The 13363-nt window shown below is 62.3% G+C and carries 13 protein-coding genes; 8 read left to right on the top strand and 5 right to left on the bottom strand.

Going from position 1 to position 13363, the window contains the following annotated elements:
* Positions 1-17 precede the first annotated feature (17 nt).
* The 3 genes from WNZ15_RS07135 (at position 18) to WNZ15_RS07125 (ending at position 2778) form a co-directional block, all read left to right on the top strand.
* The gene (locus WNZ15_RS07135) at positions 18-1406 is read left to right on the top strand and encodes a dipeptidase (protein ID WP_342892270.1); all 1389 of its coding nucleotides are present in this window, start codon (positions 18-20) and stop codon (positions 1404-1406) included.
* Positions 1407-1452: 46 nt separating this feature from the next.
* Complete coding sequence (locus WNZ15_RS07130) at positions 1453-2037, top strand: TIGR00730 family Rossman fold protein (RefSeq protein ID WP_342892269.1); 585 nt, start codon at positions 1453-1455, stop codon at positions 2035-2037.
* Positions 2038-2187: 150 nt separating this feature from the next.
* The gene (locus WNZ15_RS07125) at positions 2188-2778 is read left to right on the top strand and encodes a DUF1131 family protein (protein ID WP_342892268.1); all 591 of its coding nucleotides are present in this window, start codon (positions 2188-2190) and stop codon (positions 2776-2778) included.
* Between the two features lie 89 nt (positions 2779-2867).
* Here WNZ15_RS07125 and WNZ15_RS07120 read toward each other — a convergent pair whose 3' ends face one another.
* Positions 2868-3923 carry a phytanoyl-CoA dioxygenase family protein gene (locus WNZ15_RS07120; RefSeq protein WP_342892267.1) on the bottom strand — a complete coding sequence of 352 codons (1056 nt, stop codon included), beginning with the start codon at positions 3921-3923 and terminating at the stop codon, positions 2868-2870.
* Between the two features lie 124 nt (positions 3924-4047).
* Here WNZ15_RS07120 and meaB point away from each other — a divergent pair, with 124 nt between their 5' ends.
* Together meaB and WNZ15_RS07110 are read left to right on the top strand one after the other, a co-directional pair.
* On the top strand, positions 4048-5046 hold the full coding sequence (gene meaB, locus WNZ15_RS07115) for a methylmalonyl Co-A mutase-associated GTPase MeaB (protein ID WP_342892266.1): 999 nt from the start codon (positions 4048-4050) through the stop codon (positions 5044-5046).
* On the top strand, positions 5043-5654 hold the full coding sequence (locus WNZ15_RS07110; RefSeq protein WP_342892265.1) for a pyroglutamyl-peptidase I: 612 nt from the start codon (positions 5043-5045) through the stop codon (positions 5652-5654). Before meaB ends, WNZ15_RS07110 begins: the two co-directional genes overlap by 4 nt.
* Before the next feature lie 6 nt (positions 5655-5660).
* Here the strand turns inward: WNZ15_RS07110 and WNZ15_RS07105 are convergent, their stop codons facing one another.
* Entirely contained in the window at positions 5661-6242 is a 582-nt protein-coding gene (locus WNZ15_RS07105) for a TetR/AcrR family transcriptional regulator (RefSeq protein WP_342892264.1), read from the bottom strand.
* A 208-nt stretch (positions 6243-6450) separates the two neighbouring features.
* Here WNZ15_RS07105 and WNZ15_RS07100 point away from each other — a divergent pair, with 208 nt between their 5' ends.
* The 3 genes from WNZ15_RS07100 to WNZ15_RS07090 all read left to right on the top strand — a co-directional run bounded on the left by WNZ15_RS07100 (position 6451) and on the right by WNZ15_RS07090 (position 9862).
* A complete protein-coding gene (locus WNZ15_RS07100) occupies positions 6451-6924 on the top strand; it encodes a YHS domain-containing (seleno)protein (RefSeq protein WP_342892263.1) in 474 nt (157 codons plus the stop codon).
* Between the two features lie 171 nt (positions 6925-7095).
* Positions 7096-8478, top strand: a complete 1383-nt coding sequence (locus WNZ15_RS07095) for a TIGR03808 family TAT-translocated repetitive protein (protein WP_342892262.1) — start codon at positions 7096-7098, stop codon at positions 8476-8478.
* 145 nt (positions 8479-8623) lie between these two features.
* Positions 8624-9862 carry a hypothetical protein gene (locus WNZ15_RS07090; RefSeq protein ID WP_342892261.1) on the top strand — a complete coding sequence of 413 codons (1239 nt, stop codon included), beginning with the start codon at positions 8624-8626 and terminating at the stop codon, positions 9860-9862.
* Positions 9863-9974: 112 nt separating this feature from the next.
* Here the strand turns inward: WNZ15_RS07090 and WNZ15_RS07085 are convergent, their stop codons facing one another.
* The 3 genes from WNZ15_RS07085 to WNZ15_RS07075 all read right to left on the bottom strand — a co-directional run bounded on the left by WNZ15_RS07085 (position 9975) and on the right by WNZ15_RS07075 (position 13335).
* On the bottom strand, positions 9975-10775 hold the full coding sequence (locus WNZ15_RS07085) for an arginine deiminase family protein (RefSeq protein ID WP_342892260.1): 801 nt from the start codon (positions 10773-10775) through the stop codon (positions 9975-9977).
* Positions 10776-11092: 317 nt separating this feature from the next.
* Entirely contained in the window at positions 11093-12121 is a 1029-nt protein-coding gene (locus WNZ15_RS07080) for an asparaginase (RefSeq protein ID WP_342892259.1), read from the bottom strand.
* 8 nt (positions 12122-12129) lie between these two features.
* Positions 12130-13335 (bottom strand): aminotransferase, encoded by a 1206-nt coding sequence (locus tag WNZ15_RS07075; protein WP_342892258.1) that lies wholly within the window; start codon positions 13333-13335, stop codon positions 12130-12132.
* Positions 13336-13363: the final 28 nt, after the last annotated feature.

Below are 13363 nucleotides of genomic sequence, written 5' to 3'. Positions count from 1 at the left end.
AGTTCCAAGGGTCCGTTATGAGTTCCATCGACAAGGTCCTGGCGCGTATCGACGCCGACCTCGACAACAGCCTCGACCGCCTGTTCGACCTTCTCAGGATCAGGAGCATCTCCACCGATCCGGCCTTCAAGGCCCCCTGCCGGGAAGCCGCGCAATGGCTCGCCAGGGAGCTGAACGACATCGGCATCGAGGCTGCAGTGCGTGACACGACCGGGCACCCGATGGTGGTCGGCCACCGCAAATCTGGCAAACCCGGCCCGCATGTTCTTTTCTACGGTCACTACGACGTCCAGCCGGTCGATCCGCTGGAGCTCTGGCACCAGGATCCGTTCGAACCTGCGATCAAGACCCGGGAGGACGGCAGCAAGATCATCGTCGCCCGTGGCGCGGCCGACGACAAGGGCCAGTTGATGACCTTCGTGGAAGCCGCCCGGGCCTTCATCGCCGAGACCGGAGACCTGCCGGTGGATGTCACGGTCCTGTTCGAGGGCGAGGAGGAATCCGGGTCACCGTCCCTGCATCCCTTTCTGGAAGCCAACCGGGAGGAACTCTCCTGCGATCTGGCTCTGGTCTGCGACACCGGCATGTGGGACGACCGGACCCCGGCCATTTCCGTCATGCTGCGCGGTATGGTCGGCGACGAGATCATCGTCAGGGCCGGCAGCCGCGACTTGCATTCGGGGCTTTACGGCGGATCAGCCCAGAACCCGAACCATATCGTTGCCGGTATCATTGCCGGTCTGCACGACGAAAACGGCAAGGTCACCCTGCCCGGTTTCTACGACGGGGTCATCGAGATACCGGCCGAGGTCAAGGCGATGTGGGACAAGCTGGGCTTTTCCGCCGAGGAATTTCTCGGCGACGTCGGCCTGAAATATCCCCGGGGCGAAAAGGACCGCATGCCGCTTGAACACATCTGGACGCGCCCGACCGTCGAGGTCAACGGCATGTGGGGCGGCTACCAGGGGGCAGGCTCCAAGACGGTGATCCCGGCCGAAGCCCACGCCAAGTTCACCTTCCGCCTGGTCGGCGATCAGGATCCGGACAAGATTCAGGACGCTTTCCGCGCCTATGTGCGTTCGAAAATTCCCGCCGATTGCTCCGTGGAATTCATTGCCAAGGAAGGAAGTCCGGCGCTCCGGCTCGATTTCACGATGCCCGTGCTGGCCAAGGGGCAGAAAGCGCTCCAGGAGGAATGGAACCGGGAAGCCGCGCTGATCGGTATGGGCGGATCCATCCCGATCGTCGGCGATTTCAAGCGCATGCTGGGCATGGATTCCCTGCTGATCGGCTTCGGGCTTGAAGACGACCAGATTCATTCGCCCAACGAGAAATACAATTTGACCAGTTTCCACAAGGGCATCCGCTCCTGGGCGCGTGTGCTGGACGAACTGGCCAAGGACTGAGCACCAGCAGGGTCCCCTGCCGCACCCAACACTTCGGAGAACACACATGAGAGCCATCTGTGTCTTTTGCGGCTCAAGCTACGGCAGCCGGGAAATCTATGCGGACGCGGCGGCCCGAACGGGCCACCTGATCGCTGAACAGGGCTACACCCTGGTCTACGGCGGGGCGAAGGTCGGCCTGATGGGCAAGGTCGCGGATGCCGCCCGGTCCGCCGGTGGCAAGGTCATCGGCGTGCTGCCCCGTGCCTTGCAGGAAAAGGAAATCGGTCACGAGGGGCTGAGCGAACTGCACCTTGTCGACTCCATGCATGAGCGCAAGGCCCTGATGGCAGATCTGTCCGATGGTTTCATCGCCCTGCCCGGCGGTGTCGGCACGCTGGAGGAAATCTTCGAAGTCTGGACCTGGGGCCAGCTCGGCTACCATGGCAAACCCTGCGGATTCCTGAATATCGGCGGCTATTTCGATGATCTGATCGCCTTTCTGGACCACCAGACTCGCGAAGGCTTCACCAGGGACGTGATGCGTGCCATGGCGCAGGTCGCCGAAACGCCCGAGGACATGATCCGCCTTTTTGAAAACTACAGCCCGCCGTCCGCTCCCAAATGGATCACCAGGGAAGAGGAAACCTGAGGGGCAGCCTTCGAAAAACTGCACGCCCCCGTGGGGCCGGCCTGCAACTGTCCACAGGCGCGCGGTCTCTCTTTGCAAACAGTGTTTTACTTGGTAAATCCCTCGAGGCTTCACCTCCCGAAGCACCAAACAATCAGTCCGAGTATCAGTATGCGTCCAAGTGCCATCGGTTTTGCGTGTCTGGCTGCTATTACAGCCGCCGCCTGTTCCCCGACGTCGGATCTCGACGGAACTTCCGGCCGTCTGGCCCGGACGTCGAACGAGACCCTGGTCCAGATCACCGAGGACCGGATCGGCGGCATCACCGGCGAGACCGTGTATGGCTCAAAGACCATCGAGGCAGCTCTGCCGGGCTTCACCACGGACGGCATTCAGACCGCAGTCGAAAACAACACCGAATGGGCGCTGGCAGCCTTCAACAGCGACGGCTTTCAGGTGCTTCAGGTCTTCAAGGGCAAGAACGGCCGGGTGCGCACCGTTCACGGCGTGACCCACCACCTGCAGGGTCCGAACGGCGAGCGCATCGGCATGACATTTTCCGAGATCGGTTCGTCGCGCGCGGATTGCCGCGTCGGCAGGAACCTCTGGCGCGGCATGGCGATCTGCGTGTCGGAAGGTCACTCCAACGTCGAACTGGTCTATGCCATCCCCGGTTATCAGGGTCCCTTCGACCGGCTGCCGGCCGAAAACGACCTGTTCGATGCCGAACTTCAGCGCATCCTGTGGACACCGAAGAGCTGACGGCCTGTCAGGCCGATCGGGCGACGCCCTGGCCGGGCCGGCGCGCCGCAGATTTATAGGGCCTCAGCCCGTTTTAACCGGCATATTGCTCAGACATGCGCCTTGGACTGCACGTCGACCTTGCCGACCGGCCGCCAGACATTCCGCATCTTCAGGGACTTCTCCGCGACATCGGCCAGATCCATCAGCATCGGCATGCCCCTGTCCTTGAGAAAGGGCAGCGACTTGAGGTCCCCGCCGGTCCAGGGCAGGAACGGGTTGCGCCGCATGTGCCAGTGGATTTCCGAGCGGACTGTCGGTTTTTCGGAGGGAGTGCGGCCGTGAAACGCAAACGTGTCGGCAACGATCAGCGTGTTTTCAGGCACTGCCATTTTCACCGGTTGCGGCAGGCCGAGGGCGGCAAGCTCATCGGCGCGGATCCGGAAGGACCCGCTGGCGTGGTGCGAGCGCGCATCCTTGGCCGCGCTCAGGGAGCACTCGTATTCCCACTCCAGCCGCTGTTTCGTCAGCTTGTGTGACCCGGGGACGAAGAAGAACGGACCGTCGTCCTCGCCGACATCCTGGAGAAACAGCCAGGCTTTCGAGGTGGCATGAAACGTGTCCGCATGTGCGTCCGACTGCGGATCCTTCTTCTTCACCTTCTGCGGCTCGACCAGCACGGTCTGAAGGAAATTGAGAGGCTGCCCGCCCTGGGACGCCGCGTAGCGAATCATGTCGAGGGCGCGCGGGTCTCGCACGGCACGGCCGAGCGCCGGATTTGCCGCAAGAACATCGGGCGGCAGCAGCGTCATGCGCGTAACGGCCTGCCCCTGTCTCATTTCCCGGGCTTCGAGCGGCTGACCGAAGACCTCTTCCCTGAGCTGCCTGTAAACGTCGTCCGGCAGGAAATCCCGCACCAGAAAATAGCCGTTTTCATCGAAAAACGCGCGCTGTTCGGGGTCCAGTAGACCGGCGAGGCTGGCACGCCGCCGCGCGGCCAGAGCGGCCGCCGTCGCGACCCGCTTCTTGTGCAGGCCCCATTCGTTGAGCCGCTCGCTGCCCAGGATCGGGTTCTTGCGCGGCGACTTGTCGGTTCCGGCAAGGCCGAGAACCCAGATGGGAGCTTTGAGATAGGACAGCGGGGACATCACAGACCATAAAATCATGTTTCGAAGTGGCTTAATCTATCGCGCCTTTTGCGGCCCGTTTCAATCTTTCAATCCGTCAGAGCCGGGACTTCACCCTTTGGCGGCAGTGACCTTTGACGATTCCTGCGCTAAAGCCTTGAGCATGACACCGAAGCCGAGAACACCCGACCCTGCGCTTTTGGCGAAGGACATCACGAACGGCAACCGCGCAGCGCTTGCCCGCGCGATCACGCTGGTGGAGTCAAAGAAGGCGGATCACCGGCGGCTTGCGCATGGTCTCATTCAGGATCTGCTGCCGCTGACCGGCAAGGCCCTGCGCGTCGGCATTACCGGCGTGCCCGGTGTCGGCAAGTCCACCACCATCGACACCCTGGGTTCCAACCTGACACAAGCCGGCCACAAGGTGGCTGTCCTGGCCGTGGACCCCTCCTCGACCCGCACCGGCGGTTCGATCCTGGGCGACAAGACCCGCATGGCAAACCTCGCCGTGGACCTGAACGCCTTCATCCGGCCCTCGCCTTCGGCAGGCACCCTGGGCGGCGTCGCGGCCAAGACGCGCGAGACCATGCTCTTGTGCGAGGCGGCGGGCTTCGACGTGATCCTCGTGGAAACCGTGGGCATCGGCCAGTCGGAAACAACCGTGGCCGACATGGTCGATTTTTTCCTGGTCCTGATGCTGCCCGGCGCCGGAGACGAGTTGCAGGGCATCAAGAAGGGCGTCCTGGAAATCGCCGACATGATCGCCGTCAACAAGGCCGAGGGCGACGGGGCGACCCGTGCCAGGTCCGCGGCGTCCGATTACCGCGCCGCGCTCCACATTCTTGCGCCGAAATCGCCCAGCTGGACACCGCCCGTCATCACCATTTCGGGCCTGGCCAATGAGGGTCTGGATCATCTCTGGCAGCAGGTCGAGGTGTTTCGGGACCGCATGCTGGCGAGCGGGGAATGGTCTGAAAAGCGCAGCCGCCAGCAGGTCGCCTGGATGTGGGACCTGCTGCAGCAGCGCATGCTGGAAGCCCTGAAATCCAATCCGCGCACCGCGGACCGGCTCAAATCGCTGGAAGGAGATGTGCGCGACGGCAGGACAGCCGTGTCGCTGGCGGTCGACGAGCTTTCCGCGCTGATGGGGCTGACGGAATGACACCTGCCCGTCGCAAGACAGTCCTGGTCACCGGCTTCTCGCCGTTTCCCGGCGCGCCTCTCAATCCGACGGAAAGGCTGATGCACCGCCTGGCGAAGCGGCTCGGGGTCCACCAGTGCGGGGTCCGGTTCGTGTTCGAGGTCCTTCCGACCACCTGGGCGGGACGGAACGAGGTGACGGCACGGCTGCGGCGCGAGATCCGGCCGGACGCGATCGTTCATTTCGGCGTCGACGGCTCCCGCCGGACGCTCAACATCGAGACCCGCGCCGTCAACCAGGCCGTCCGGGTGCGCCCAGACGCCACCGGGCAAGCGCCCCTTCGTCCCGAACTCGACCCGTCAGCCGAACGCGCAAGGACCGCGACGCTGCCCGCCGAAGCCCTGCGCCGCGCCGCGGCCGGCAGCGGCGTGCCCGTCAGGCTCTCGCGCAATGCCGGAACCTATCTGTGCAACGCAACCTTGTGGGACTCCATCGGCTCGGGCATTCCCAGCATCTTCGTCCATGTTCCGGCCTTGCCGAGGGGCCGCCGGGATACCAGACCGTCCCTGGCGCTCATCGAGGAAGCCTCCTTGCGCATTGTCAAAGAAACCGCGCGCCGCCTGCGATAGCTGGCGTCACCCGGCCCGGTCGATCAGGCGCTCCACCTGCCCGATACAGTCTGTCGCCATGTCTGCCGAAAGACCCGCGCGGCCGAGGACGCGCAGACCGAAATAGGTGGACAGGATACCCCGGGCGACGGCACGGGCTTCGTCTTCGGCCAGGCCGTCATCCTCGAGCGCCCTTCGAAAGCCGCCTTCCAGCCGCCGTGTCATCGCCTGCAGCCTGGCTTCCGCCTCGCCGCCGCCGGCCGCCTTGTCGATCATCGCATTGCACAGGAAACAGCCCAGGCGATCACCGGTTTCAAGGGCTGCCTCGGCAATCCGGCCGAACAGCCCGAGGATCCTGTCCCGGCCCGAGCCCTGCGCGCCGTCCCCGAGATAGGCAACGGTGCCGCTGACCACCTTGTCATTGTACCTGTCGAGCGCGGCAAGATAGACCGACTGCTTGTCGCGGAAGGCCTTGTAGAAGGACCCCTTGGTGATCTCCATGGCCGAGAGCAGCCCGGCCAGCGACGCTTCCTCGTAACCAACGTCCCAGAACAGCACCATGGCCTTGTCCATCGCGCGGTCGGGATCAAATTCCCTCGGTCTTGCCATCGTGTTCGCGCGCCGGCGCCCTCACATTTTCATCACCCCGGTGTCACGGGCTTGTGTTTTGTACCAATCGGTTCCTAACCGTATGTAGGACCCATCGGCGGGAGCGGAAGGGTGCGCCTGGTTAGGAACCAAATGGTACCGAAAAAGCCCGGACACTTCAATCGCTTCATGCCGGTACAGTTCAAAAACGCATTGGGAGTGCTTCGGAATGATTGCAAACATGGTACGCGGCTCCATCGCCGCCCTCGTCATCGTCACCGGCCTTGTCTCAAGCGCCTTCGGCGCGGGCTTCGATGTCAACGCCACAGTGACTGGACTGGCTTTGCGCGGCGTCGACCCGGTCAGTTACTTCACCAACGGCGCCCCTCAGGAGGGCAGCATTGCCATTACGGAAGTGCACAATGGCGCCACCTATCGCTTCGTCTCGGAAGAAAACCGCGACCTCTTCAAGCAGAACCCGGCCGGCTACCTGCCGCAATATGGCGGTTTCTGCGCATTCGGCACGGCCATGGGTGTGAAGGTCGACGGCGATCCGGACCTGTGGAAGATCGTCGACAACAAGCTTTACCTGAACCTCGCACCGTCGATCCAGGAACGCTGGGTCAAGGACATCCCGGGCTTCATCGTCAAGGCGGACGACAATTGGGCAGGTCTGGAAAACACCGACCCGGGCACGCTTTAATCGGCACGACCATTCTTTCCGGGAAATCGACGGACCGGCCGGGAGTTATCCCGGCCGGTCTTTTCTCGTCTTTGGATCTCAATGGCCACCCTTCACGCCAATCGGCACGCCTCTTGCGGTTTCCGTCTTGAAGAACGGCAACGGGTCTCATTTCGGGACACTTACAGGCGAATGGCATCGACCATGGGACGGAAACTGCAAAAACTGAACCGCCGCGCGTTTCTTGCAGGGACGGCCTTGTGCCTTTCCGGAACGCTCGCCGCCGCGCAAATGAAGGTTGCCGACCTCCGGGGATCGATCGATTCCGAGGATCTGGGCCTGTTGCCCAACGCCGCCAGCGACCAGACCGCCCAGTTTCAGAACGCGGTCAATCGCGCCGTGGAACGCGGCCGGGCCCTGTTTCTACCCGCAGGCACCTATCCGGTCGCCAATCTGCGTCTGCCGGCCGGCACCCTGATCGTCGGCGTGCCCGGGCGCACACGGCTTGTCTACCAGGGCGGCGGCGGCCAGCTGGTGCGTGCCGAGGGCGTATCCAACATCGGCCTGACCGGGATCACCTTCGATGGGGCCAACCGGTCCATCGGCGACTTCACCGAGGGGCTTCTGCATTTCATCGGCGTCGGCAATGTCGTCTTGGACAATTGCGAGATCACCGGATCGTCCAAGATGGGCCTGCTCATGGACCGCTGCTCCGGCCGCGTCGAGAACTGCCGCATTTCAGGCGCGGCGGAAGCCGGACTGCGCTCCAACGAGGCAACCGGTCTGGCCATCACCGGCAACACGGTCACCGACTGCGCCAATGGCGGCATCTGGGTGCATCGCTGGCGCGAGGGCGAGGACGGCACCATCGTTTCCGGCAACCGGGTCGAACGGATCGGGGCGCGCTACGGCGGCACCGGCCAGTTCGGCAACGGCATCAATGTTTTCCGGGCCAACAGCGTGATGGTCTCCAACAACCGCGTCGCCGACTGTGCGTTCTCCGCGATCCGCTCCAATGCCGGTTCCAACGTGCAGATCATCGGCAATTCCTGCCTGCGGTCGGGCGAGACCGCGATCTATTCCGAATTCGGTTTCCAGGGCGCGGTGATCGCCAACAACATCGTCGATGGCGGCACCATCGGCATCTCGATCGCCAACTTCATGGATGGCGGACGCATGGCGGTCTGCACCGGCAACCTGATCCGCAACATCAAGGAAGACGGCCCCTACCCGCCGGAAGTCGCCGGTTTCGGCATCGGCATTGTCGTGGAGGCCGACACGACGCTGACCGGCAATGTGGTCGAGGGCGCGCCGAAAATCGGCCTGATGCTCGGCTGGGGCCCGTACATGCGCAACATTGCCGCCTCCCAGAACATCGTCCGGGACTGCGGTACGGGCATCGCTGTCACCGTGGTCGAGGGTGCCGGCTCCGCCGTCGTGACCGGCAACATCATCCAGGGCGCCAGATCGGGCGCGATCAACGGCTACCGCTGGCTGGAAAAGACCACTGGCGAACTCGACAACACCTCCGAATTCGCCAATCTGACCATCCACGGCAACCAGATCGCCGCTTGAACAGACGATCAGACCTGAAAGAACAGTTTGTCGACGCGGAAGCACCCTGCAATCCAGGATCGTAAAACTTCTACAATCGCCTTTTAGGATATATTATAGCTTTGCGGCCTATCCGTAGTTGTACCAATTCTGACAGGGGGCAACTATGGCTGATTTCTTGGCAACCGAAAGCATCATTCAAACTGTCTCGACCGAGGCTGAATTCAACTCCGCAATCGCGCTGGTAAATTCAGGGCAGATCCAGACGATTGACGTCGTGGGTTCCTTTACCTTGAGCGCCGACACCACTCCAATTCAAAAGAACGCGGAAATCAGAAGTTCAACGGACAGTGAGATCCACGACGGCGGGTTTTCGGTCATCAGGGTTGAAAACGGCGCCCAGGTGATGTTCAGCGTCCGGGCGAAAGGGACAGGGACGAGCCACGTCGATGGACCGAACGGCACGGCGCTCATGGGTATCGCAGGTGGCTCTCTGGCGAATGTGTTTGCCAATAACGGTCTGTTTCACATCCCCCCCGGAGAGATGTTTTCCACTGAAGCTGTCTCGATTACCAACTTCGCAGAACTGAAACTCGGCGGCCGGCTTTTCAACGAAGGAGAAGTCAGTGTCTCTTCTGAATCCCTTGTCATCGTGGAAAATCGTCCGCAAGACAAGTCCGTTCGGGACAGCATGGTCGAACACTACAAGACTGCGGAACCTGCCATGGGCGCGCTGACCATGGAGTATCAGTCCGAAACCTTCATGACGATTCCGGCCGATACCGTCGTCATTGTCGGGAAGACGACCATCGACACATTGTCCAAAGTAAGTTCCGATGGAACCGGCACGGTCTGGAGCGCGGACACAATTAAGGTGAGCGGCAACAATTTTCAGGACCCGGGCGAGATCGTCGGGACCAACGTAAACAAGATCGAACTGATAAATAGCGGCCGTTTTTGCGGCAAGACCAGCGCAACCTACCCCCACGGCGTCTTTGAAGGAAATACCGCGGACACGGTCATCAACACCTCCGGCGACTTTCAAATGGGAACCATGGGCTCCTGCAGCGTCAAACACTACAAGCAGACCGGCGGTGACCTGAGGTTCGTCATTGACAACTTCAAAGGCCGCACGGCCCATTTGACGCTTTGGGAATCTGTCGACGTATCGGGCGGCACTCTCGAGATTATTGCCGGGCTCTTCTATATTCCCGACGGTACGAAATCCACGGTTTCGACCCTCATTACGGCACCAGGTTCATCCGCGGGTCTGCAAGAGCTCGCCCAACGGGTCGCGTTCAAGGGCTTTCACGAAATTGAACCCAATGAACACCTGACCCTTACACCTTCTGTCGAGGTCGCCGGCGACAGGCTCAATCTTGTCTTGACGGTCGTCGAACACTGAGTGATCCGAACCGGCGAAACTCGAAACACGTGCCGGTTCCTGTGGTTGAACAAGGTCCATCCCCTTACGGCCTTCGAAAGAGGTCCGCAAGGGGACGGGCGCCTGGGCGCTGTCAGGTCAGTGAAAATCTCAGCGACAGGCAGGACAGCCCGCCATCCACCTTTCGAGCTTCATGGGTCGGCAGAACAACCGTCCTGAACCCGGCCGCCTCGATGGCCGCAAGCGTCTCTGGATAGCCCTCGGGCACCAGAACCACATCGTTCACCCGAATGACATTGGCGGCATAGTCCTCGCCGTCCGGCACCACGACGACCTTGCGCTCTCCGAAAAAGCCGCTGCCGGCCATGACCTTCGTGGCCAGGATAACATCCTCGCCCAGCGTGGAACAGGCCGTCTTGAAATGCAGCACCCCCTCCGGTGTTTCGCAGACCCTTGCGCGGTAGCCCCATTCGGCGAGTATGCCGGCGAAGGCTTCCGCACCCTCCCTGTCCGTGCGCGCGGACAGGCCGACCAGGATGACGTCGTCCAGAAGGAGCACATCGCCCCCATCGACGTGACCCGCCCCTGGCAACTCGGCGACCTTGCCGAACCGCCGCTCCAGCGCTGCACGGATCTCCCTGCTTTCGCCTTCACGGCTGGCCGCCCCCGGTCGCAGCAGGACAGCGCCTTCCGGCAGACAGAAGGCCGGGTCCTCGACGAAGCAACTGTCCGGCCAGTCTTCCAGCGGCGGCAGCACATCCACCTCGAGGCCGGCTTCCTGCAGGGCCGTCACGTAGCGACCGTGCTCCGCGCGGAAGGCTTCTGCGTGCGGGTCACCGGCATCCACCGCCCGAAGACCGTTGGCGACACTGTCGGCGGGTGTGCGGGTGATGGCATGGGTGAAACGGAACGACAGACCGGGACGATGCGCCATGAGACAGCTCCAATAACAAGACAAGCGCCCAGCCAGCCATTTGCTGGGCCATATTGCAAGATGCGGGTGCCCTCAAGTCCTGTATCGACCGGGACTGTGCACCGCGAAAATCACCAGAGCTGCAGAAAAACCGGAGAAAGTGGATATAAAGCCGTGATAAAAAAGATCTTTGTCGCATTAGGGTTCTGAAAAAATCATGATCCGTCGTCATCCCGGCTCTCTCTCCGTTCGGCCGGAAGGACGGATGAGACGCGTGTCGTCAGCCTTAAGAGGCAAGAAGGCAGACGGTACAGCCCGTCAGCCCGATGGCCGAAACTTCACGGCAACTCCGATTTCAGCGCGCTTAGAAAGTCCCTGGTCGGCTTGATGTGGCCGGCCTGGATGCCGCGCCGGGTCAGCAGCGGCGGATTGACAAGACTGTCCAGCAGGGTGGCCTCGTCGTCGTTCAGGTCAAGAAGGGATTCCAGCACGGTGGCCATCATCACTTCCGCAGCGCGCGTGGCACCGTCGTCGCATTTCAGGGCGATGCCGAAACCAAGCTCCGGAATGGCACCGCAATAGACCCCCTCCGCACCGGTCTTGACGAAGACCCGTCCCCGGAAGGTCTCCATTACCCGGGTGCAGAACCTGTCCGTGCCGGCGACCATGAAAGGTTCGTTGATGCAGGCGTCGAAGATACGCCGGGCGGCGTCCGCGCGCAGAGGCTCAAGTCCCTCGCCCGTTCCGAACGCGGCGAAGGCCCTCGCGAAGCCTTCCAGAGGCGAGGCATAGGTCGGAATGGAGCAGCCGTCCGTGCCGCAGACATCCTCCGACAGGGTGTCGCCGGTCAGTTGTTCCATGACCAGCTTGACCTCGCGCTGGACGGGATGGCCGGGCTCGACATAGCCCTTCGTTTGGACGCCCATGACCCGCGCGAGTCCGAGGAAGCCTGCATGCTTGCCCGAACAGTTGTTGTGAAGCCCGCAGGGGGACTCGTTCGCCAGCACCAGCCTGGCGGCATCCTCCATGCGCTGCGGCCATTGCGGTCCGCATTCCAGGTCGTCCTCGGTGAGCCCTGCTTTCATCAGCATCACACGCGCCGAATTGGCGTGGACGACCTCGCCGCTGTGGGACGCGCAGGCCAGCGCCAGTTCCGCATCGCTCAGATCCAGCGCTTCCGCGGCACCGGACTCCACCAGAGGCAACGCCTGGAGGGCCTTGATCGCGGAGCGTGGAAACACCAGGCCGCCCACATTGCCGATCTCGAAAACGCTCTTTCCGGACGCATCGGCGATTGCGATGCTGCCACGGTGCAGGCTTTCGGTCACGCTGCCGCGAATGACGTCAACCAGTGCCGGATTGCTCATGTAATTTCTCATTCTGCAAGTTTACGTTGCACAAGACTATGGGGATTCGCGTGGCCCGCCGACAAAAAAGATGCCAGCCGCGCCAGCGCCTCGTCGATAACCGCCTCCTTCTTGCAGAAGCAGAAGCGAATGTAGCCGGTCGGCGCATCGTCGCCATAGAAGGCGGACACCGGCACGGCGGCGACACCGGCTTCCCGAACCAGCGTCTGACAGGCGTCGACATCCGAACTCCCCAGATCCAGCCCCTCGATGCCGCATGTCAGGAAATAGGTCGCGGCACTGGGCAGCACCGAAAAACCGAGTTCCGCCAACCCCTTTGCCATACGGTCCCGTTTCGCCATCAGGTCCTGCGTCAGGCCCGTGAAATAGCTGTCATCCTTGGCCAGACCATAGGCCACCGCGCGTTGCAGATTGGGCGCGGTGGTAAAGGTCAGCCACTGATGAGCCTTGGCGATCGGATCCAGCATCAAAGCAGGCCCCGTGACATAGCCGACCTTCCAGCCGGTCAGCGAAAAGGTCTTGCCGGCAGAGCCGATCCGGACCGTGCGCTCGCGCATGCCCTCGAAGGTCATCAGGGGGCGGTGACTGTGACCGTCGAAGACCAGATGTTCATAAACCTCGTCGCAGACCGCGTAGGCGTCATGCCGCCGGCAGAGATCCGCGATCAGTCGTAGCTCCGCCTCCGAAAACACCTTCGCTGTCGGGTTCATCGGATTGTTTAGGAGGAGAACCTTGGTCTTGTCCGAAAAGGCATTCCTCAAGGCGTCCGCATCCAGGGTCCAGTCCGGCGGGGTCACACGGACCCGCACCGGGATACCGCCAGCCTGTTTCACCAGGGGCAGATAACAGTCGTAAAGCGGTTCGATCAGCACGACCTCGTCACCGGGCGCGACCAGTGCGAAAATGCAGTCTGCAAGCGCCTCCGTGGCGCCGGAGGTCACCAGAACCTCGCTGTGCGGATCGATATCCAGCCCGTAGAAGCGCTTGTTCGAGGCTGCCACCGCCTCGCGCAATTCCGGAAGACCCAGCATCGGCGGATACTGGTTCGGGCCGTCCATCAGCGCAGTTGCAGCAACCTTGCGGATATCGTCCGGCCCGTCCACGTCCGGGAAGCCCTGACCCAGATTGACGGCATCATGGGCCATGGCAAGGCGCGACATCGTTTCGAAAACAGTCGTGTCGATGCCGGTATACACCGGATTGGTCGGTTTCATTGTTCCTCCCGGACGTCTTTTTTCCGGT

Source organism: Roseibium sp. AS2 (assembly GCF_038900065.1).
Lineage (GTDB): Bacteria > Pseudomonadota > Alphaproteobacteria > Rhizobiales > Stappiaceae > Roseibium.
This window is presented reverse-complemented; position numbering and strand designations above follow the sequence as displayed.

Excerpts from the sequence above, each read along its gene's own strand:
- WNZ15_RS07075 (WP_342892258.1), bottom strand. The coding sequence starts at position 13,335 with ATGAAACCGACCAATCCGGTGTATACCGGCATCGACACGACTGTTTTC.
- WNZ15_RS07090 (WP_342892261.1), top strand. The coding sequence starts at position 8,624 with ATGGCTGATTTCTTGGCAACCGAAAGCATCATTCAAACTGTCTCGACC.
- WNZ15_RS07080 (WP_342892259.1), bottom strand. The coding sequence starts at position 12,121 with ATGAGCAATCCGGCACTGGTTGACGTCATTCGCGGCAGCGTGACCGAA.
- meaB (WP_342892266.1), top strand. The coding sequence starts at position 4,048 with ATGACACCGAAGCCGAGAACACCCGACCCTGCGCTTTTGGCGAAGGAC.
- WNZ15_RS07095 (WP_342892262.1), top strand. The coding sequence starts at position 7,096 with ATGGCATCGACCATGGGACGGAAACTGCAAAAACTGAACCGCCGCGCG.
- WNZ15_RS07085 (WP_342892260.1), bottom strand. The coding sequence starts at position 10,775 with ATGGCGCATCGTCCCGGTCTGTCGTTCCGTTTCACCCATGCCATCACC.
- WNZ15_RS07120 (WP_342892267.1), bottom strand. The coding sequence starts at position 3,923 with ATGATTTTATGGTCTGTGATGTCCCCGCTGTCCTATCTCAAAGCTCCC.
- WNZ15_RS07110 (WP_342892265.1), top strand. The coding sequence starts at position 5,043 with ATGACACCTGCCCGTCGCAAGACAGTCCTGGTCACCGGCTTCTCGCCG.
- WNZ15_RS07105 (WP_342892264.1), bottom strand. The coding sequence starts at position 6,242 with ATGGCAAGACCGAGGGAATTTGATCCCGACCGCGCGATGGACAAGGCC.
- WNZ15_RS07130 (WP_342892269.1), top strand. The coding sequence starts at position 1,453 with ATGAGAGCCATCTGTGTCTTTTGCGGCTCAAGCTACGGCAGCCGGGAA.
- WNZ15_RS07125 (WP_342892268.1), top strand. The coding sequence starts at position 2,188 with ATGCGTCCAAGTGCCATCGGTTTTGCGTGTCTGGCTGCTATTACAGCC.
- WNZ15_RS07100 (WP_342892263.1), top strand. The coding sequence starts at position 6,451 with ATGATTGCAAACATGGTACGCGGCTCCATCGCCGCCCTCGTCATCGTC.
- WNZ15_RS07135 (WP_342892270.1), top strand. The coding sequence starts at position 18 with ATGAGTTCCATCGACAAGGTCCTGGCGCGTATCGACGCCGACCTCGAC.